This window comes from Citrobacter sp. MGH110, assembly GCF_001037515.1.
In the GTDB taxonomy this organism is placed as follows: Bacteria; Pseudomonadota; Gammaproteobacteria; order Enterobacterales; family Enterobacteriaceae; genus Citrobacter; species Citrobacter portucalensis.
The window spans coordinates 2,269,938-2,289,371 of record NZ_KQ089830.1; the positions used below are offsets into that span (position 1 = coordinate 2,269,938).

Annotated in this window: 19 protein-coding genes; 11 read left to right on the forward strand and 8 right to left on the reverse strand. The window is 51.6% G+C overall.

The genetic code is table 11. The features are described 5' to 3' along the window. Positions 1-345: 345 nt before the first annotated feature. Positions 346-1,731 carry an anaerobic C4-dicarboxylate transporter DcuC gene (dcuC, locus tag SK38_RS10920; protein WP_003022136.1) on the forward strand — a complete coding sequence of 462 codons (1,386 nt, stop codon included), beginning with the start codon at positions 346-348 and terminating at the stop codon, positions 1,729-1,731. Positions 1,732-1,847: 116 nt separating this feature from the next. Here the strand turns inward: dcuC and dpiA are convergent, their stop codons facing one another. Together dpiA and dpiB are read right to left on the reverse strand one after the other, a co-directional pair. Continuing rightward, on the reverse strand, positions 1,848-2,528 hold the full coding sequence (dpiA, locus tag SK38_RS10925; RefSeq protein ID WP_003831279.1) for a two-component response regulator DpiA: 681 nt from the start codon (positions 2,526-2,528) through the stop codon (positions 1,848-1,850). After that, positions 2,497-4,158, reverse strand: a complete 1,662-nt coding sequence (dpiB, locus tag SK38_RS10930) for a sensor histidine kinase DpiB (RefSeq protein ID WP_008784080.1) — start codon at positions 4,156-4,158, stop codon at positions 2,497-2,499. The genes dpiA and dpiB overlap by 32 nt, the downstream gene beginning before the upstream one ends. Positions 4,159-4,549: 391 nt before the next feature. Here dpiB and citC point away from each other — a divergent pair, with 391 nt between their 5' ends. From citC to rna, 8 genes are all read left to right on the forward strand, one after another. Continuing rightward, on the forward strand, positions 4,550-5,626 hold the full coding sequence (gene citC / locus SK38_RS10935; RefSeq protein WP_048235893.1) for a [citrate (pro-3S)-lyase] ligase: 1,077 nt from the start codon (positions 4,550-4,552) through the stop codon (positions 5,624-5,626). Beyond that, on the forward strand, positions 5,623-5,919 hold the full coding sequence (citD, locus tag SK38_RS10940) for a citrate lyase acyl carrier protein (protein WP_003831276.1): 297 nt from the start codon (positions 5,623-5,625) through the stop codon (positions 5,917-5,919). The genes citC and citD overlap by 4 nt, the downstream gene beginning before the upstream one ends. Beyond that, the gene (locus SK38_RS10945) at positions 5,916-6,824 is read left to right on the forward strand and encodes an aldolase/citrate lyase family protein (RefSeq protein ID WP_003831275.1); all 909 of its coding nucleotides are present in this window, start codon (positions 5,916-5,918) and stop codon (positions 6,822-6,824) included. The genes citD and SK38_RS10945 overlap by 4 nt, the downstream gene beginning before the upstream one ends. Positions 6,825-6,833: 9 nt before the next feature. Beyond that, positions 6,834-8,366: a citrate lyase subunit alpha gene (citF, locus tag SK38_RS10950; protein ID WP_003831274.1), complete on the forward strand. Its 1,533-nt coding sequence runs from the start codon at positions 6,834-6,836 to the stop codon at positions 8,364-8,366. Positions 8,367-8,369: 3 nt separating this feature from the next. After that, entirely contained in the window at positions 8,370-8,924 is a 555-nt protein-coding gene (gene citX, locus SK38_RS10955; RefSeq protein ID WP_048235894.1) for a citrate lyase holo-[acyl-carrier protein] synthase, read from the forward strand. Further along, positions 8,893-9,798, forward strand: coding sequence for a triphosphoribosyl-dephospho-CoA synthase CitG (gene citG, locus SK38_RS10960; protein WP_048235895.1), 906 nt, complete (start codon positions 8,893-8,895; stop codon positions 9,796-9,798). The genes citX and citG overlap by 32 nt, the downstream gene beginning before the upstream one ends. A gap of 25 nt (positions 9,799-9,823) precedes the next feature. Then, positions 9,824-11,287, forward strand: a complete 1,464-nt coding sequence (gene citT / locus SK38_RS10965; RefSeq protein WP_003831271.1) for a citrate/succinate antiporter CitT — start codon at positions 9,824-9,826, stop codon at positions 11,285-11,287. A 109-nt stretch (positions 11,288-11,396) separates the two neighbouring features. Next, positions 11,397-12,203: a ribonuclease I gene (rna, locus tag SK38_RS10970; protein ID WP_048236469.1), complete on the forward strand. Its 807-nt coding sequence runs from the start codon at positions 11,397-11,399 to the stop codon at positions 12,201-12,203. Positions 12,204-12,244: 41 nt separating this feature from the next. On the opposite strand, the gene SK38_RS10975 is transcribed toward rna, so the two are convergent. Beyond that, positions 12,245-12,868, reverse strand: a complete 624-nt coding sequence (locus SK38_RS10975) for a flavin reductase family protein (protein ID WP_003022109.1) — start codon at positions 12,866-12,868, stop codon at positions 12,245-12,247. A gap of 96 nt (positions 12,869-12,964) precedes the next feature. Next, on the reverse strand, positions 12,965-13,795 hold the full coding sequence (locus SK38_RS10980) for an alpha/beta fold hydrolase (RefSeq protein WP_048235896.1): 831 nt from the start codon (positions 13,793-13,795) through the stop codon (positions 12,965-12,967). Between the two features lie 275 nt (positions 13,796-14,070). Between SK38_RS10980 and rnk the strand changes: the two genes are divergently transcribed. Continuing rightward, positions 14,071-14,481 (forward strand): nucleoside diphosphate kinase regulator, encoded by a 411-nt coding sequence (rnk, locus tag SK38_RS10985; RefSeq protein ID WP_003831264.1) that lies wholly within the window; start codon positions 14,071-14,073, stop codon positions 14,479-14,481. Positions 14,482-14,664: 183 nt separating this feature from the next. After that, complete coding sequence (gene uspG / locus SK38_RS10990) at positions 14,665-15,093, forward strand: universal stress protein UspG (protein WP_003022101.1); 429 nt, start codon at positions 14,665-14,667, stop codon at positions 15,091-15,093. A gap of 69 nt (positions 15,094-15,162) precedes the next feature. Here the strand turns inward: uspG and SK38_RS10995 are convergent, their stop codons facing one another. Genes SK38_RS10995 through SK38_RS11010 form a run of 4 tightly spaced genes read right to left on the reverse strand, consistent with a single transcriptional unit; the run spans position 15,163 to position 19,305 of the window. Next, entirely contained in the window at positions 15,163-15,930 is a 768-nt protein-coding gene (locus tag SK38_RS10995; protein ID WP_008784075.1) for a dimethyl sulfoxide reductase anchor subunit family protein, read from the reverse strand. Further along, positions 15,930-16,487, reverse strand: a complete 558-nt coding sequence (locus SK38_RS11000) for a 4Fe-4S dicluster domain-containing protein (protein ID WP_048235897.1) — start codon at positions 16,485-16,487, stop codon at positions 15,930-15,932. Before SK38_RS11000 ends, SK38_RS10995 begins: the two co-directional genes overlap by 1 nt. Next, positions 16,484-18,754, reverse strand: a complete 2,271-nt coding sequence (locus tag SK38_RS11005) for a molybdopterin-dependent oxidoreductase (protein WP_048235898.1) — start codon at positions 18,752-18,754, stop codon at positions 16,484-16,486. The genes SK38_RS11000 and SK38_RS11005 overlap by 4 nt, the downstream gene beginning before the upstream one ends. Then, entirely contained in the window at positions 18,751-19,305 is a 555-nt protein-coding gene (locus SK38_RS11010) for a TorD/DmsD family molecular chaperone (RefSeq protein WP_008784072.1), read from the reverse strand. Before SK38_RS11010 ends, SK38_RS11005 begins: the two co-directional genes overlap by 4 nt. Positions 19,306-19,434 lie beyond the last annotated feature (129 nt).

Genomic DNA, 19,434 nt, shown 5'->3' on the forward strand with positions numbered 1-19,434 from the left:
TAATTATCCATGAGTTTATTGAGCCATCTAATAGGAACTATTTTCTCTTTATTGCCAATAAATTGTTCTTTCCTGCGAAAAAAGTTAAATATCATCACAATAAATTAACAATTAATATTCATCACCGCCACAAAACACACACATCAGCGCTGCGCTTCACAGTTTCTTATTGTGAGATTCTTTTTTAAACCGCGATGCTGAAAAAACGGCTTAACCATCGCTTGAATCCGTATTTTTATTGATTTTAATCAGCAAGAGTTATCGGTTTATTAGGCACATTCTGTCACCACTTTTTACTTTTTTTAGTTTTTTTACTTTCTGGGCAGCAATGCGACAGGGGAAACGATGTTGACATTTATTGAACTCCTTATTGGGGTTGTGGTTATTGTGGGTGTAGCGCGCTACATCATTAAAGGTTATTCCGCGACAGGCGTACTGTTTGTTGGTGGTCTGGTTTTGCTGATTATCAGTGCGCTGATGGGGCATAAAGTTTTGCCGTCCAGCGCGGCATCAACGGGCTATACGGCAACAGACATTGTTGAATATATTAAAATTTTGCTGATGAGCCGTGGTGGCGATCTCGGCATGATGATCATGATGCTGTGTGGTTTTGCCGCTTATATGACCCACATTGGCGCGAACGATATGGTCGTTAAGCTGGCCTCCAAGCCTCTGCAATACATCAACTCACCTTATCTGCTAATGATTGCCGCCTATTTTGTCGCCTGCCTGATGTCACTGGCGGTTTCGTCAGCAACCGGTCTGGGCGTATTGCTGATGGCAACACTGTTCCCGGTCATGGTTAACGTTGGGATCAGCCGTGGCGCCGCAGCGGCCATTTGTGCCTCCCCTGCTGCAATTATTCTTTCACCAACATCCGGTGATGTGGTGCTGGCGGCAAAAGCTGCGGAAATGCCGCTGATCGATTTCGCCTTTAAAACCACGCTGCCAATTTCCATTGCCGCCATCATTGCTATGGCGATTGCCCACTTTTTCTGGCAGCGTTTTCTGGATAAAAAAGAGAACATTTCTCATGAAATGTTAGATGTGGCTGAAATCACCACGACTGCTCCGTCATTTTACGCCATTCTGCCGTTTACCCCGATTGTTGGCGTCCTGATTTTTGATGGTAAATGGGGTCCACAGCTGCATATCATTACGATTCTGGTTCTGTGCATGCTCATCGCGGCTATTCTGGAGTTCGTACGTGGGTTCAACACCCAAAAGGTTTTCTCTGGTCTGGAAGTCGCTTACCGTGGCATGGCGGATGCCTTTGCTAACGTGGTGATGTTGTTAGTCGCTGCGGGTGTTTTTGCCCAGGGCCTGAGCACAATCGGCTTTATTCAGAGTCTGATATCTATCGCCACCTCGTTTGGTTCGGCGAGCATTATTCTGATGATGGTGCTGGTGATCCTGACTATGCTGGCGGCAATGACTACGGGTTCCGGTAACGCTCCGTTCTATGCCTTCGTTGAGATGATCCCTAAGCTGGCGCATTCCTCCGGCATTAACCCAGCTTACCTTGTTATCCCGATGCTGCAGGCGTCAAACCTTGGACGCACAATCTCCCCGGTCTCCGGCGTGGTGGTTGCTGTTGCAGGTATGGCGAAGATTTCTCCGTTCGAAGTGGTGAAACGTACCTCGGTTCCGGTTCTGGTTGGGTTGTTGGTTGTGATTATCGCAACGGAAGTGATGGTACCAGGTTCTTCTTCAGCCGTCGTTGGCGGCTGATACTCAGAGAAATGTAGGCCGGATGAGGCATTCACGCCGCATCCGGCATTTCGACTGCAACGTTGCCGGATGTCGATGCTAAAGCATCTTATCCGGCCTACGTCAGAAATCAGCATTTAGCCGCCGTGATAGATACGCTGCGGCCTACCCACCTTACCGTGAATAATCTCCGCAATAATCAAATGTCGGCTGGCACAGTACTCCAGGTAACGTCTGGAAGTCGTTCGGCTGATAGTGAGCGCCTGGGCGATCGTTTCTGCTGTATGGTGTACCGTCGGATCGGCAAATAATTTCAGCACTGCATTCAGCGTTAAGGCATCAATCCCAGTCGGTAAATCCCCTTTCGGCTCGCCCCGCGCGTAGGCATTAAACATCTCATCTATCTGCTTTTGACTGGCGCTATCATTACCCGCCAACATGCGTCGCCGCTGTTGATAACGCGTCAGGGTCTGCCCCAGCCGCTCGTAGGCAATGGGTTTGACCAGGTAATCAAACGCGCCGCTGCGCACAGCTTCGGAGACTGTTTCCATGTCGCTGGCCGCCGTGGTAAACACCACACCGCCCGGATAACGCGCCTGGGTTAGCTCATGCAATAAGGTAATTCCCTTGCCGTCCGGCAAGTAGTTATCGAGCAGAATCAAACCGGGCTTAAAACGCTCAATCATCATCCTCGCCTGCGCAAGATTACCCGCCAGCCATATCTGGCTGAAGCCGGGTATATGGCGGATATATTCAGCATGCATTTCCGCCAGTAGCGTTTCATCCTCAACGATCAATAGCGTTAATGGTTCCGTCATTGTTTTTTTTCACTTTCGGAAGAAATAAAGAAAATAAGGTGCCGCAGGGGGAGTTATCTTCGAGCGTAATCACCCCGTCACAGCGCCTCACATAACTTGCAATAAGATACAAACCGATGCCATGTTCACCTGGTTCATCGGTACGGGTGCTCACACCCTGTTCAAATATTTTTTCACGCAATGCTTCCGGCACACCGCATCCCTGATCGGCAACTTCGATGATCACGTCATCCCCTTCATCGCTCAAATAGAGTTCGACGACCTTGTTGCCTTGCTGGGTGCGCAAGCTCGCTTCAAATGCATTATCAAGCAGATTGCCAACAATTGCTGCAAACTCTGTGCTATCCAGCCCCTCGGGGAGTTGATGCAGTTGGCTGCCCGGAACAATAGTCATGGTGAGACCCAGTTCCCGCGCGCGCTGCACCTTGCCAAACAACAGACCGGCTACCTGACGATCGGCAAACGCGCCGCGCAGACTGTCAATCAGTTGCTGTTGCGCCTGGGATTCCCCCTGCACCATGGCCAGAACCTTGTCATACTCTTTCATTTGCAGCAGACCATTGATAGTCGACATCCAGTTCAGATGCTCATGACGCAGCGTCCTCAGGCTCTCTACATACTGTTTGATTTGCGTTAACTGCGCATTAAGAGTAGCAATTTCATCTTTACTACGAAAACTGATGATTGCCCCAAGCAGTTCGTCACCGGAGCGAATCGCCTCACGGTTGGCGATAACGCTCAGTCCATTAAAGTTGACCATCGCGTCCTGTCGTTTTTCCGCAATCTGTTGGGTGAAAAAGTCCGCTGGCTGAACCACCTCACTCACCGGTTTTCCAAGCCACTTTCTCCCAGGTGAAGACAGCCCCAGCATTTTCCTCGCACTGCGATTTATTGCGGTGATATATCCATCAGGATCCACGGCAATCAATCCTTCATATACCGAGCTGAACAACGCTTCCTGCTGACGTACCACACGCGCAATTTGTTTCGGTTCCATACCCAACATCTGCCGACGAATATGGGCAGCGAAAAACCAGGAGAGCAGCATAAGTACCAGCAACAGGAGGATAAACACGCCGGCCATCGGAAGTAAGAAGTCCGATCGCCAGCTATCGATTTTGCTGATCAGATAACCAATTGAGACTACGCCAATGATTTTGCCATCGTCATCAAAGATGGGCGTTTTAGCGCGCATTGCCATCCCGATGGACCCTTTACCGGTAATAAAGTAGCTCTCGCCTTTTTCCAGCGCACCGGGTTTGGTGAACTGCATCGGATAGCCAATCTTTTCCGGGTTCGGATGATATAGACGAATGGAGTTGGTATCCCCGATAACCACATAGTCGAAGTCAGTTCCGCTCTGCAGTTTGTCGGCAATCGTCGCCAACCGCTTGTAATCACGATGCTTAACCGCCGTGATGATGCTGTCGTTAGAGGCGATGATTTTGGCCTGATTCATTGCCATATCGCGGACATGCGTTGCCAGATAATCTTCAAAGCTGGCGGTGAAGTATTGTGCCAGGGCGGCGATGATAAAAACAGAAACGACCAGAATGAGCAGAAAGATACGTAAAGGAAACGCCAGACTGCGGAAAAAAGGAAACCGTGTTTTATTTTTCTGTTCTGCCATCACATTTTTCCTCACCGACGTTAACTAAAACTAATTTCTCATTGTAGTTGTAATTAAAATGTTCTATTTACACGTTATGGTATAAAACAAGATCGTTGCAGATTCCCCACTTTAAATCAATTAAACAAATTAAAACCACACCTTATTTTAGGGTTAAATTAATTAAAAAACTTAAAACCATAAAACACATTAAAACCTTCTAACTTATTGTGAAATAAATCAAAAATCACCTCCAAAATACCCCTTACGATGTATGCAACAGGGAAAAAAAGAAATACTCCGTAATAAAAAACCATTCCCTTCAATTGCAAACAAAACGTTATCAGGTTGCTAAACAGAGCAACAAAAACAGAAACCCAGTAACAAATATAGCATCGGGGCTCTATTCACTATGTTCGGTAATAATATATTCACGCAAGTTAAACGCTCAGAAAATAAAAAGATGGCGGCTATCGCGCAATTTCTGAAAGAGAATGATTTGAGCGTAGATACGACCGTCGAAGTATTTATCACCGTCACCCGTGACGACCGTCTGATTGCCTGCGGTGGTATCGCTGGGAATATTATTAAGTGTGTCGCAATCTGTGAATCTGTCCGCGGCGAGGGTTTAGCGCTGATGCTGGCGACCGAGTTAATCAACCTTGCCTATGAACGCCATTGTACGCACCTCTTCATCTATACCAAAACCGAGTACGAATCGCTGTTTAAACAGTGCGGTTTTTCTACGCTCACCAGCGTTCCCGGCATTATGGTATTGATGGAAAACAGCACCACACGTCTGAAACGCTACGCCGAATCACTGGCAAAACAGCGTCATGATGGGAAAAAAATTGGCTGTATCGTCATGAACGCCAACCCCTTCACCAACGGACACCGTTTTCTGATCCAACAGGCGGCCGCGCAATGTGACTGGCTGCATCTGTTTTTGGTGAAAGAAGATACCTCACGTTTTCCGTATGAAGACCGCCTGGATCTGGTGCTTAAAGGAACAAAAGACATTCCGCGTTTAACCGTGCATCGCGGTTCGGAGTACATCATTTCCCGCGCCACATTCCCGTGTTACTTCATCAAAGAGCAGAGCGTTATTAACCACTGCTACACCGAAATAGACCTGAAAATCTTCCGCCAGTATCTGGCTCCGGCTCTCGGCGTCACGCACCGCTTCGTCGGTACTGAGCCGTATTGCACCGTCACCTCCCAGTATAACAACGACATGCGTTACTGGCTGGAGACCCCAACGCTTCCCGCCCCGCCGATTGAACTGGTGGAAATTGAGCGGCTGTGCTTCCAGGAGATGCCGATTTCCGCCTCCTGGGTGCGCAAGCTGCTGGTTAAAAAAGATCTCACGGCTATCGCATCCCTGGTCCCTGACGCCACGCTGCAGTATCTGCAAAGCATGGTTGAGCGAGCCTCATCGGGTGCGGCAGTCCGCCAAAATACCCCCGCATTAGCAACAGGTGAAAAATGAAAATAAACCAGGCAGCCGTCGCAGGCACACTCGAGTCCGGTGATGTGATGATTCGCATCGCCCCACTCGATTCGCAGGATATTGACCTGCAGGTTAACAGTAGCGTCGAAAAGCAGTTCGGTGATGCCATCCGGGCCACCATTCTGGACGTTCTGTCCCGCTACAACGTACGCGGCGTGCAATTGAATGTTGATGATAAAGGCGCACTGGACTGCATTTTACGTGCGCGACTGGAAGCACTACTGGCCCGCGCTGGCGGTATTCCGGCACTGCCATGGGAGGATTGCCAGTGATTTCCGAATCTTTGCAACAACGTAAAACTCGTACTCGCCGCAGCATGTTGTTCGTACCGGGCGCCAATGCCGCCATGGTCAGCAACTCGTTCATCTACCCGGCAGATGCACTGATGTTCGACCTGGAAGACTCCGTCGCGTTGCGTGAAAAAGATACCGCTCGCCGCATGGTGTACCACGCGCTGCAGCATCCGCTGTATCACGACGTTGAAACCATCGTGCGTGTAAACGCCCTCGACTCCGAATGGGGTATCAACGACCTTGAAGCCGTGGTACGTGGCGGTGCTGACATCGTACGTTTACCGAAGACCGATACCGCGCAGGATGTCATCGACATCGAAAGCGAAATTCTGCGTATCGAAAACGCCTGTGGCCGTGAGCCAGGCAGCACCGGTCTGTTAGCCGCCATCGAATCGCCGTTAGGCATTACCCGTGCGGTAGAAATTGCCCATGCTTCCGAACGTCTGATCGGTATTGCCCTGGGTGCGGAAGACTATGTACGTAACCTGCGCACTGAGCGCTCACCGGAAGGTACTGAACTGCTGTTTGCCCGCTGCTCTATTTTGCAGGCTGCACGTTCTGCCGGTATTCAGGCGTTCGACACCGTGTATTCCGATGCCAACAACGAAGCGGGTTTCCTGCACGAAGCCGCACACATCAAGCAGTTGGGTTTTGACGGCAAATCGCTCATCAACCCGCGCCAGATCGAACTCCTGCACAACCTGTACGCCCCAACGCGCAAAGAGCTGGCTCACGCCCGTCTGGTTGTGGAAGCCGCTGAAGCCGCTGCTCGCGAAGGTCGTGGCGTAGTTTCCCTGAACGGCAAAATGGTCGACAGCCCGGTTATCGAGCGCGCCCTTCTGGTTATCTCCCGTGCAGAACTTTCCGGCATTCGCGAAGAATAAGGCAAAAAAATGACGCAGAAAATCGAACAGTCTCAACGCCAGGATCGCGTGGCGACCTGGAGCCGTCATGCAGAAAGTGAGCTTTCCGCTTATCAGAGCACCGCAAAAGTAGAATTGCAGGCGCAAAAACCACGCGACAAAAAGCTGTGCACTAACCTGGAAGACGCTATTCGTCGTTCAGGTTTACAGGATGGTATGACTATCTCTTTCCACCACGCTTTTCGTGGTGGCGATCTGACGATTAACCTGGTGATGGACGCCATCGCCAATATGGGCTTTAAAAATCTGACGCTGGCCTCCAGCTCTCTGAGCGACTGCCATGCTCCGCTGGTTGAGCACATCCGTCAGGGCGTGGTTAGCCGCATTTATACCTCCGGTCTGCGTGGCCCGCTGGCGGAAGAAATCTCACGTGGCCTGCTAGCCGAACCGGTACAAATTCACTCCCACGGTGGCCGTGTGCACCTGGTGCAAAGTGGCGAGCTCAGCATTGATGTGGCGTTCCTCGGCGTGCCGTCCTGCGACCAGTTTGGCAACGCCAACGGTTATACCGGTAAAGCGTGCTGCGGCTCACTGGGCTATGCCCGCGTAGACGCCGAAAACGCGAAACAGGTTGTCCTGCTGACTGAACAGCTGCTGACCTATCCGCATAACCCGGCCAGCATTACGCAGGATCAGGTAGATCTGATCGTGCAGATCGATCAGGTTGGCGATGCTGACAAAATTGGTGCCGATGCGACCCGCATGACCACCAACCCGCGTGAACTGTTAATCGCCCGTAGCGCGGCTGAGGTCATTGCTAATTCCGGCTACTTCAACGAAGGCTTCTCACTGCAGACAGGAACCGGCGGCGCTTCTCTGGCCGTTACGCGTTTCCTGGAAGACAAAATGCGCAGCCGCGATATCCGTGCCGACTTCGCGCTGGGCGGCATTACCGCTACCATCGTTGACCTGCACGAAAAAGGCCTGATTCGCAAACTGCTGGACGTTCAGAGTTTTGACCGTAACGCCGCAGAATCGCTGGCCCGCAATCCAAACCACATTGAGATCAGTGCCAACCAGTATGCCAACTGGGGCTCAAAAGGCGCATCCGTCGATCGTCTGGACGTCGTGGTGCTCAGCGCGCTGGAAGTTGATACCAGCTTCAACGTCAACGTACTGACCGGTTCTGACGGCGTACTGCGCGGCGCATCCGGTGGTCACTGCGATACCGCGGTTGCCGCTGCGCTGTCTATCATCGTCGCGCCGCTGGTTCGCGGACGCATCCCGACCCTGGTTGATAACGTGCTGACCTGCGTAACCCCAGGCTCCAGCGTTGACATTCTGGTCACTGACCACGGTATCGCCGTCAACCCTGCACGTCCGGAACTGGCAGAACGTCTGAAAGAAGCCGGTATGAAAGTGGTGTCCATTGAATGGCTGCGCGAACGTGCACAGCAGCTCACCGGTCAGCCACGCGCTATCGAATTCACTGACCGCGTGATTGCCGTTGTGCGTTACCGCGATGGTTCAGTGATTGACGTTGTGCATCAGGTGAAGGAATAAACCATGCACCTGCTCCCTGAATACGCCACCCGACACGAGGTTTCCATTCCCGAGCTGCTAGCCAGCCGCGATGAGAGACAGGCAAGGCAACAGGAGTGGCTGACACGCCACTCTGCGCCGCTGGTCTCGTTTACCGTCGTCGCACCGGGTCCGATTAAAGACAGCGAATTAACTCGTCACATCTTTAATCATGGCGTAACCGCCTTGCTCGCGTTGGCGAAACAATCCACCTGGATTGTCAGGGAGCAAACAGCGCTGGTTTCTGCCAGCGGTCCAGAAGGTCTTTTGTCTATTGAGGCTCCGGCCCACGACCTCAAGCTCGCCACGATTGAACTTGAGCATTCACACCCGCTGGGACGGCTATGGGATATCGATGTCCTGACCCCTGAAGGGGAAATTCTGTCCCGGCGTCATTTCGCACTCCCTGCCCGCCGCTGTCTGCTGTGCGAGCAAAGTGCTGCCGACTGTGCGCGGGGTAAAACCCACGCGCTTTCCGACTTACTCACTCAGATGGAGGCACTGCTGCATGATGCCGATTCCCGCAACATCAACCAATAACGCAGTCCTTCCTCTGGATCTGCCTGATGCTTACGCAACGCTTGCGTGGCGCGCCATGTTGACTGAAGTCAACCTGGCGCCCAAACCCGGTCTGGTAGATCGTATTAACAACGGCGCGCATAAAGATATGGCGTTGGAAGATTTTCATCGCAGCGCTGAAGCGATTCAGTCATGGCTACCACGTTTTATTGAATATGGGGCGTTTAGCGCACAGCTGTCGCCTGAGGATGTATTGAAAGGACTGCGCCCGCTGGGCATGGCCTGCGAAGCCGATATGTTCCGCGCCACCGCCGGGGTGAACACCCATAAAGGGAGTATCTTTTCACTGGGACTGCTGTGCGCCGCCATTGGCCGCCTGCACCAGCTCCAACTCACTGTTACCGCTGAAACCATTTGCTCTACGGCAGCAACATTTTGCCGTGGCCTGACCGAGCGCGAACTGCGCCAGAACAATCAACAACTCACGGCTGGCCAACGTCTTTATCAGCAATTGGGATTAACCGGCGCACGGGGCGAAGCCGAAGCGGGATATCCGCTAGTCATCCAGCATGCCCTGCCGCACTACCGCGCACTGCTGACTCAGGGCCGCGACCCTGAACTGGCGTTACTCGACACATTATTGCTGCTGATGTCTATCAACGGCGACACCAACGTGGCTTCACGTGGCGGCGCAGAAGGTCTGCGTTGGCTACAGCAGCAGGCCACCGCCCTGATGCAGCAAGGGGGGATTCGTACCCCTGCCGATCTCGAATATCTACACCAGTTCGACCAACAGTGCATTGAACGCAACCTCAGTCCCGGAGGCTGCGCCGATCTGCTGATCGTCACCTGGTTCTTAGCTCAGATTTCACAAGTTCATCATTATCACAATTAAAGATCCTTTCCGGAGAATCACACACATGTCTTTAGCAAAAGATAAAATATGGAAGTTATTGGCCCCCCTGGTCGTCATGGGTGTCATGTTTCTTATCCCCGTCCCTGATGGAATGCCTCCACAGGCCTGGCACTACTTTGCCGTGTTTGTGGCGATGATCGTCGGTATGATCCTGGAGCCAATTCCGGCAACAGCGATCAGCTTTATCGCCGTAACGATCTGCGTTATCGGCAGCAACTATCTGCTGTTTGATGCTTCAGAACTGGCCGACCCGGCGTTTAAAGCGGGTAAGCAAGCGCTGAAATGGGGTCTGGCTGGCTTCTCCAGCACCACCGTGTGGTTGGTGTTTGGTGCGTTTATCTTCGCACTGGGTTATGAAGTCACCGGTCTGGGTCGTCGTATCGCGCTGTTCCTGGTGAAATTCATGGGTAAACGTACCCTGACGCTGGGCTATGCGATTGTTATCATCGACATTCTGCTGGCACCGTTTACTCCATCTAACACTGCGCGTACCGGTGGCACCGTATTCCCGGTTATCAAAAACCTGCCGCCGCTGTTTAAATCATTCCCGAACGATCCTTCCGCGCGCCGTATCGGTGGATATTTGATGTGGATGATGGTCATCAGTACCAGCCTGAGTTCCTCGATGTTCGTGACCGGCGCTGCGCCTAACGTGCTGGGTCTGGAATTCGTCAACAAAATTGCCGGTATTCAAATCAGCTGGTTGCAGTGGTTCCTCAGCTTCCTGCCGGTCGGTATTATTTTGCTGATCGTTGCTCCGTGGCTGTCATACGTTCTGTACAAACCAGAAGTTACTCACAGTGCTGAAGTTGCCGCTTGGGCCGGTGATGAACTGAAAGGCATGGGTAAACTTACCCGTAAAGAGATAACGCTGATCGGTCTGGTACTGCTCAGCCTGGGCCTGTGGGTCTTCGGTGGTAAACTGATTGATGCAACCGCAGTGGGCCTGCTGGCTGTCTCCCTGATGTTGGCGCTGCACGTTGTACCGTGGAAAGACATTACCCGTTATAACAGCGCATGGAACACTCTGGTTAACCTCGCCACGCTGGTCGTTATGGCGAATGGTTTAACCCGTTCAGGCTTCATCGACTGGTTCGCCAACACTATGAGCACGCACCTGGAAGGCTTCTCGCCTAACGCGACCGTGATCGTTCTGGTGCTGGTGTTCTACTTTGCTCACTACCTGTTTGCCAGCCTTTCCGCTCACACCGCCACCATGCTGCCGGTTATTCTGGCCGTCGGTAAAGGTATCCCGGGCGTGCCGATGGAACACCTGTGTATCCTGCTGGTACTGTCCATCGGTATCATGGGCTGTCTGACTCCATATGCAACAGGCCCAGGCGTTATCATCTACGGCTGTGGTTATGTGAAGTCCAAAGACTACTGGCGTCTGGGTGCTATCTTCGGCGTTATCTACATCGCTATGCTTCTGCTGGTCGGTTGGCCGATTCTGGCAATGTGGAGCTAATCATTCCTGTTCACGCCTGATAAAATGATGCCAGTCAGCTAAACCTGACTGGCATTTTTTATGATTAAATAGATGATATTCAGAATTTATATAAGTGTCCGAAATCATCATGACATCAACATGGCGTTATTCTTCGTTGCTGGCAGCACTCCTGCTACCAGTTTCTGCAGCTCAGGCCGATGAACTTCAGGCAAAACAGTACGCTGATTTTGACAGCTACGTGCTGGCTCTCTCCTGGCAAACCGGATTTTGTCAGAGCCAACACGAGCGTAATCGTCAGGAGCCTGACGAATGTCGTTTGCAAAAAGAGAGCGCAGACAAAGCTGATTTCCTGACCGTTCACGGTTTATGGCCCAGCCTGCCTAAATCCATTGCCGCCCGTGGAGTAGACAATCGCCGTTGGATGCGTTTTGGCTGCGCGACTCGCCCTATTCCCAACCTGCCTGAAGCCCGCGCCAGCCGTAAATGCGCGGCCCCCGAAACCGGGCTGTCGCTGGAAAGCGCGGCAAAACTCAGCGCCGTAATGCCCGGCGCTGGAGGGAGATCCTGTCTGGAACGTTACGAGTATGCCAAACATGGCGCGTGTTTCGGTTTTGATCCCGACGCGTACTTCGGCACGATGGTGCGGCTGAATAATGAGGTTAAGGACAGCGAGGTGGGCAAATTCCTGGCGGAAAACTACGGCAAAACCGTCAGCCGTAACGCATTTGACGCCGCCGTTGCCAAAAGCTGGGGCAAAGAAAACGTCAAAGCTGTGAAGCTAAGCTGCCACGGCAATCCAGCGTATCTCACTGAGATCCAGTTATCCCTGAAAGCCGACAACATCAACCAGACGTTATCTGCCCAGTCATTCTTACCGCAACCGCATCCGGGTAGCTGCGGTAAACAGTTTATTATCGACAAAGTGGGATACTGAAACTTGCGACCGACGCTGCGAGCTGGCGTCGGTCCGTAAACTTAGCGTTTTGCACGGGCGTCCGGGCGAACTAAATCAAAACGATGTGTTTCACTGATCGAATAATACGCCGTTGGCCCACCTGCACGCAGTACCGGTTTCGCTTTCGCCGTCTGATAGATGCCGTCTTCCAGGAGCGTTTCATCTATGTGAATGCCTACCACTTCCCCCAACACCAGCCAGGTATCAACCGGTGAGCCATCAGCGGTAGTCAGTTGCAGGCTTTGCGATAAGCGACACTCAAAATTGACCGGGCTTTGCGCCACGCGCGGCACGTTGACTATCCGGCTATCTGCCTTGCTAAGCCCGGCGGCAAAAAACTCGTCCTCACCGTGCGGCAAGCTGGCTGACGTTTCGTTCATCGCAGTGGCCAGCTCAAGAGTCGTCAGGTTCCAGACAAATTCACCGGTTTCGATAATATTCTGCACGCTGTCTTTCCAGCCGCTGCTGGCGAAACCGATAATCGGCGGATGATAGTTAAAACAGTTAAAGAAACTGTATGGTGCCAGATTGTGCCGACCGTTGCCGTCACGCGACGCAATCCAGCCAATCGGGCGCGGTCCAATGATGGCATTTAGCGGATCATGCGGTAAGCCGTGTCCCTGTGACGGTTGATAGAAATACATAGCGTTCCCTGTTGAAGTTAACGTCAGCGCAGCACAAATTATGCTTCGCTCATCCCCCTGGAAAAAGAAGATCAGCGTAGAACAATCTGCCAACGATTACGACTGAATAAAGTTGAGCAGGTCACCGTTGATCTGTTGCTTATGGGTGGTGCAGATGCCATGCGAGCCGCCGACATATACCTTTAACTGCGAGTCCGGCAGCATTTCCGCCGCGACCTTTCCGCAGGTTTCAAACGGAACAATCTGATCGTCATCACCGTGGATCACCAGCGTCGGGATGGTCATCTTTTTGAGGTCTTCACGCAGATCTGTTTCCGAAAACGCGTGTATACAGTCGTACAACGCTTTGATGGAACCTTGTAAACCTTGTTCAACAAAACTTTCCCTGACGGCTTTCGACTCTTTTGCGCCAGGACGATTGTAGCCATAGAATGCAGCGGTCAGCTCATAGAAAAAGGCGGCGCGATCGTTCACAACCCCCTCACGGATGCCATCGAATACCTCTTTCGGCACGCCATTTGGGTTAAAGTCAGTCTTGATCATAATGGGCGTCACCGCGCCAATTAACACCGCTTTTGCCACCCGCTGCGTCCCATGCCGGCCAATATAACGAGCCACTTCCCCACCGCCGGTAGAGTGCCCAACATGTACGGCATCTTTAAGATTGAGATGCGCGGTAAGTTCAGCCAGGTCGTCAGCATACTGATCCATATGATGTCCATCCCAGGGTTGGGCCGAACGCCCATGTCCGCGCCTGTCATGGGCGATCACACGAAATCCTTTCGATCCAAGGAACAGCATTTGATCTTCAAACGCATCTGCCGTCAGCGGCCAACCGTGACTAAACACAATAGGTTGTCCACTTCCCCAGTCTTTAAAATGCAAATAGCTGCCGTCTTTCAAGGTAAGTTTGTCGTACTGGCTCATGAGATCTCCTGTCGCGGAACACTGAGTTGTTTGACGCGCCCGCAGCGAGCGCTTAAAAAGCATAATGCAAATTGGAGAACGATCACGTTTTTCGGCTAAAATCACACCATATGCGACAATGTTGATGATTTACCTGAATGTGAACTAAATCACTTCAAACATGGGGTAAGTCTCAGTATCATCATAAAAGCTAAACCCTTGCCGCCTGACGGTGAGGGTTTTCTTTTGGGATTATTTACCTGCGCACCCGCAGTATCGACGACATGGAGTAATAAATGTCCAGACCAACTATCATCATTAACGACCTCGATGCGGAACGCATTGACCGCCTGTTGGAGCAACCTGCGTTTGCTGGTTTACCGATTGCCGACGCCCTTAACGCCGAGCTGGATCGTGCCCAAATGTGTTCTCCAGAAACCATGCCGCACGACGTCGTGACCATGAACAGCCGCGTGAAATTCCGCAATCTGAGTGATGGCGAAGTCCGTGTGCGTACCCTGGTGTATCCGGCTACTATGACTGACAGCAACACACAGCTTTCGGTAATGGCACCTGTCGGCGCTGCACTTCTGGGGCTGCGCGTTGGTGATACCATTCACTGGGAACTGCCAGGCGGGACCTCAACGCACCTCGAAGTTATCGAGCTTGAGTACCAGCCTGAAGCTGCAGGCGACTACCTGCGCTAACTCTGTCTTATCAAAGCCACTCGCTTTATCTTACAGGGGATGCATCCGCATCCTCTTTCCGGTTAGATCTCCCTGCTCCTCGCTTTCTTTCCTGTTCGCAAAACATAAATCTGTGTCGTGACTGACAGAATCATTTTTAATACTATGCTGTTATGTGTTCATGTAATGACAAGGAGAATGTTTATGTACAACACAATCATAATGCCTGTTGATGTATTCGAAATGGAACTGAGTGACAAGGCTATTCGCCATGCAGAATTTCTGGCCCAGGATAAAGGGGTTATCCATCTGCTGCATGTGCTGCCAGGTTCAGCGAGCTTAAGCCTGCACCGCTTTGCAGCCGATGTCCGTCGTTTTGAAGAGCATCTGCAACACGAAGCGGAAACCCGTCTGCAAACGATGGTCGGTCACTTCAGCATCGATCCTTCCCGTATTAAGCAACACGTCCGCTTTGGCAGCGTCCGTGACGTGGTCAACGAGTTGGGTGAAGAGTTGAATGCGGATGTCGTTGTCATTGGGTCGCGTAACCCATCAATCAGCACCCATCTGCTCGGCTCAAACGCTTCCAGCGTTGTTCGACACGCGACTTTGCCAGTGCTGGTTGTTCGTTAACAGCCACTGATTTGCTAAAGAAAACCCCTGCCAGGTTAACGCCTGACAGGGGTTTTTATTACCTCACGATTAATACAAATGGCCGATATTCACGATGGAGCTGATCGTATCGCCAAAAAACGTCAGACGGCTCAGGAATACGCCAACAAACAGCAGGGCGAAAAGCGCTTTTGCGCGACGCTCGCCCTGACGGCTAAGCACAAAGGCCACCGCCAGACACACCAGACTCGCCAGATAAAGTGGCGACGTCAGCCAGGCATGCGCCGTCATCTGCATGATGGTGCCACCGCTTAGCCAGATAATGGGTGCGGCGATCATGACTGCCATACACACGGCAATCCCCTGGCGCAATGCAGCAACGGCAGGTGCGAGGTTAAGCAGTGGAATCGCAGCACACCCCATCACCCACACCGTGATGAAGAACAACAGCATTGTCAGACCGTTGGCGATCGCCACCATTGCCGGGGCGGCATAGGTCATCCCCTGTACCGCCACCAGCGCGATACCGAGAACAGAGGCCAGAACAGCTGGTGCTTTGTGCCCTTTTGCCAAAAACGTCACTCCGACAGCTGCACCGTATAAAGTGGCGCCCAGAATCTCTCGGCTCAGCCAGGCGTGCTGCAGGTTGATCAAGGCATCGTAGGCGCGATCCGGATGCGCAAGGTGTAATATCGCCGCCACGGACGCCGCCGCCAGAACCAGTCCACTTACCAGCCAGTACAGGCGCTTGCTCTCCAGTTTTCCTTGCAGCACACGCAGCGTCAGAATGAGCGTGATCCCAACCGACATTTGGCTTAATACGGTAAAAATGACCAGAGGAAGTTCATACTTTTCCATTACTTGGCCTCCGGCTGCTTTGGTTGACGCGCAAGGATAAAACGCGTGCCAGGATTAAGCTGCGGCATACGCGGGTATCCCGGCGGATACTGCACCGCATTATCAGGTATAGGATCGGCATCCAGATCGATAAGCGTCAGCGCACCTACCGGACAGGCATTCACGCACGCCGGCTGCATGCCAACATCAAGACGCTCATAGCACATGCTGCATTTTTCCGCTTTTTTCGTCTCTTCATTAAAGCGCGGCGCACCGTATGGACAGTTGCGAATACAGTTTTTGCATCCGATACAACGTTCCGGGTTATGCACTACAACGCCATCCTCACGTTTGGTGTACGCCTCTACCGGACAAGCTGCCAGGCAGGCCGGATTTTCGCAGTGGTTACAGGCCAGCGAGTAGAACGCTCGCTCTTCATGCGGATAAATTTCTTTATCCAGCGGGTAGACGTAGCGCCAGAAACGTTCTGGCTCCAGCTGGTTAAAACTCTTACACGCCATCGCACAGCCACGGCAGCCGATACACTTATCGCTATTAACTAAAAACGCGCGCCTCATGCCGCTGCTCCTTTATCGATCAAAATGATGTCCGCAAACTGACTATGGATGGCCGCACCTGGCGCACCAGTTTTCATCAAGCCCATATCGGCCGGAGTATCCGCCACAACGTTTTGAACGTTGTATTTCCGTTTCGGGAACCACGCCTCGTACATCACCAGGAAATCCTCCGGAACGTTAGCGGTTACCTTCGCACGTAACTCCACCTCACCTGCGGTGTTAAACACTTTCACCAGGTCATTTTCAGCGATGCCTCTTTTCCCGGCGGAAACCGGGTGCATATAAACAAACGGTTCAGGATAGAAGACCTGCATCCAGTCAAGGTTGATGAATTGGGAATGGATACCGAACTGGACATGCGGCGTAAACAGGTGGAATGGCAACGTGCTTTTTGCCTCCGGTTTGTATTCCGGCAGCGCCGTATGACCATTTTTCTCACACAGCTCAGATTTGAACTCAAACTTTCCAGAGGGCGTTTTAAACTTACGGTCATACCAGGCCGCAGAACTTGGCAGAATGGCTTTTTTCGGCCCTTCCAGTAAATCATCCCAGGAGGAGATACCAAACATTTTGGCCATTCCGTCATTGAACTCCTGGTCCAGCCAGCGCTTATGATCGAACTCCTGCGGGAATGTGCAAGAACCCGGCTCCAGCTTGTTGATTGTGCGGGAAAGTAAAACGGCGATTTCCAGATCGCATTTTGCCTCATACATTGGCTTAATTGCAGGCTGGTTGATTGAGAGCCAGTAGTGCCAATATGAGGCGTCTACGTTCCACTCTTCAAAGGCTGTGGTGACAGGCAAAACGATATCGGCATGCTGGACGGTCTCGTTAAAGAATTGGTCGGCGCACACCACCATTTCCAGTTTTTCGAATGCTTTTTCCATCTTGCTGCGATCAAAATCCTGAGCAAACGGGTTCTTACAGGCAACCCAAAGCATTCGGACAGGCGGCTCATTGGCTTCCAGAATTCCCTTTGCGGTCTGGTTGATATTCAACGAGCGATCGGAATACTGTGCGACTTCCCCCGCAGAACCAAACTCGCTGGTTGTGCCCGCCGCCCCCGGCATCCCGATGGAGCCTACCGGTGGCTTCTGCAACATGGCATTGTAGTTAAAGCCCCAGGTATGCAAATGACCGTAGCGAGCGCCACCGCCCTCAATGCCAATATTGCCGGTCATTGCCACAAAGGCATCGATCGCCCGTACGTTAGCGCCGCCGTTGACATGGCGCTGCATGCCGTAGCCAATCCACACGGTAGCAGGGTTAACCGCGGTAAATTCTTCCGCCAACTGGCGAATAACATCCGCCGACAGCCCGCAAATCTCAGATGCCCACTCTACGGTAACGTTATTACGCAAATACTCTTCAAATTCAGCATAGCCATGGGAATAGTTGTTAACGAAATCCTGATCAACCAATCCTTTGTCCACCAGGTGGCGTGCCATGCCCAGCGCCAGAGCGCCATCTGATCCTGGGCGAACGCGTAAATAGAGATCGGCTTTCGCAGCGGTTTGGGTTAACAGTGGATCGATAACGACCACTTTTGCGCCTTTTTCCCGCGCCTGATAGATGTACTTCATGGTGTGCATAGAGCACCAGGCCGGGTTAGCGCCCCAGATAATAATGTATTTGGCTTTCACCATATCTTCCGGGTCGTTACACCACATGTCGCCCATGTCGTAGTTTTGCGCGTCGATACCGGCTGGCCAGCAAGGTGTTCCGGCAAAACGGGTGGTGTAACCCAGTGAAGACATCATCCCTTCAACGGCATAGTTCAATACACCAAATTTGCCTGAGTACTTGGTCAGCGCCAGACCCAACATTGAACCATCTTTCTTTTTAATCTCCAGCATCTTGGTCGCAATGCGCTGCATTGCTTCATCCCAGGAGATACGACGCCAGTTACCGCTGCCGCGAACATCCTGAACCATCGGATATTTAATGCGGTCCGGGCTGTATACCCTACGTGGATAGCTCAATCCCTTCACACACGGAGTTCCATGCGTAAACGTTGATTCAGGCGCGCCTTCCACAAAGGTGATGACGTCATCCTTCACCCAGGTTTTCAGGCTACAAGTGTCATAGCAGTTACGTGGACAGGCGTTACGATAGATTTTGTAGGTTTTGGGATTAAACGGAATTGGCGGTTGCGCCAATGCACAGCGTGAAGTCAGCAATCCCCCTGGCAGGGCAGCCACCGTTCCAAGGGCAATCAACCCTTTCAAAAATGAACGTCTGTTCAGAACTCCCGGTTCATTACTCATATTGATACTCTCGTGTTTAATTCATCAAGCCAAAAAGACAACCTTTCCGCGACGTTTTTCAACGTAACGGTTTGTGCATTTATATGTATTTTTTCTATATACGCGGGCATCCACATCGCTATATACTCAATTACATATCGAGTCATAACGATCTGGTATTCTGCTGATATCCTGGCATTAGCCGATAATAAAACTGCTAATTCCAATACGCAGGAAATATGATCATCCGGGATATTATTTACATGGTTTATAGATAGACCTATATTTGCCATGAATTCCCGAATGCTTAAGGTTGATTTACCCATTACGAGGGCATCTTCTTCAAGGTATACCGAAGCGAACGGCGGGGCTTTTAGCGTCTGCGGCCCAACAAATAGTGCATTGAAGTCGTACTCCGCCTCCAGCCACTCCTGCTCTGTTAGCGTTGAGGCATTTGTATCTAAAGCTGAATAAGCCGCTTTCAGCGTGTAACTATCGTGAGAGATAAAAAAATCACGTAACAATAACCCTGTCGATTCAAAGATCGTCAGGGTTTCATATATTTCACCCATGAATTAACCAACCATTTATTCACACAACAAATGAAAAAATAATGCAGGTTAATATAATAAAGATAACGCCCTCTCTTTCTTTGATGAAAATAATGATCAGGCTAATTAAGTGAATGTTTTAAACGGTTT

Coding starts and splice junctions, on each gene's coding strand:
- citD (WP_003831276.1), top strand. CDS start 5,623: ATGAAAATAAACCAGGCAGCCGTCGCAGGCACACTCGAGTCCGGTGAT.
- SK38_RS11010 (WP_008784072.1), bottom strand. CDS start 19,305: ATGGGTGAAATATATGAAACCCTGACGATCTTTGAATCGACAGGGTTA.
- SK38_RS10995 (WP_008784075.1), bottom strand. CDS start 15,930: ATGGAAAAGTATGAACTTCCTCTGGTCATTTTTACCGTATTAAGCCAA.
- rnk (WP_003831264.1), top strand. CDS start 14,071: ATGTCCAGACCAACTATCATCATTAACGACCTCGATGCGGAACGCATT.
- SK38_RS11000 (WP_048235897.1), bottom strand. CDS start 16,487: ATGAGGCGCGCGTTTTTAGTTAATAGCGATAAGTGTATCGGCTGCCGT.
- rna (WP_048236469.1), top strand. CDS start 11,397: ATGACATCAACATGGCGTTATTCTTCGTTGCTGGCAGCACTCCTGCTA.
- citC (WP_048235893.1), top strand. CDS start 4,550: ATGTTCGGTAATAATATATTCACGCAAGTTAAACGCTCAGAAAATAAA.
- uspG (WP_003022101.1), top strand. CDS start 14,665: ATGTACAACACAATCATAATGCCTGTTGATGTATTCGAAATGGAACTG.
- citX (WP_048235894.1), top strand. CDS start 8,370: ATGCACCTGCTCCCTGAATACGCCACCCGACACGAGGTTTCCATTCCC.
- dpiB (WP_008784080.1), bottom strand. CDS start 4,158: ATGGCAGAACAGAAAAATAAAACACGGTTTCCTTTTTTCCGCAGTCTG.
- citG (WP_048235895.1), top strand. CDS start 8,893: ATGATGCCGATTCCCGCAACATCAACCAATAACGCAGTCCTTCCTCTG.
- citT (WP_003831271.1), top strand. CDS start 9,824: ATGTCTTTAGCAAAAGATAAAATATGGAAGTTATTGGCCCCCCTGGTC.
- dpiA (WP_003831279.1), bottom strand. CDS start 2,528: ATGACGGAACCATTAACGCTATTGATCGTTGAGGATGAAACGCTACTG.
- dcuC (WP_003022136.1), top strand. CDS start 346: ATGTTGACATTTATTGAACTCCTTATTGGGGTTGTGGTTATTGTGGGT.
- SK38_RS11005 (WP_048235898.1), bottom strand. CDS start 18,754: ATGAGTAATGAACCGGGAGTTCTGAACAGACGTTCATTTTTGAAAGGG.
- SK38_RS10975 (WP_003022109.1), bottom strand. CDS start 12,868: ATGTATTTCTATCAACCGTCACAGGGACACGGCTTACCGCATGATCCG.
- SK38_RS10980 (WP_048235896.1), bottom strand. CDS start 13,795: ATGAGCCAGTACGACAAACTTACCTTGAAAGACGGCAGCTATTTGCAT.
- citF (WP_003831274.1), top strand. CDS start 6,834: ATGACGCAGAAAATCGAACAGTCTCAACGCCAGGATCGCGTGGCGACC.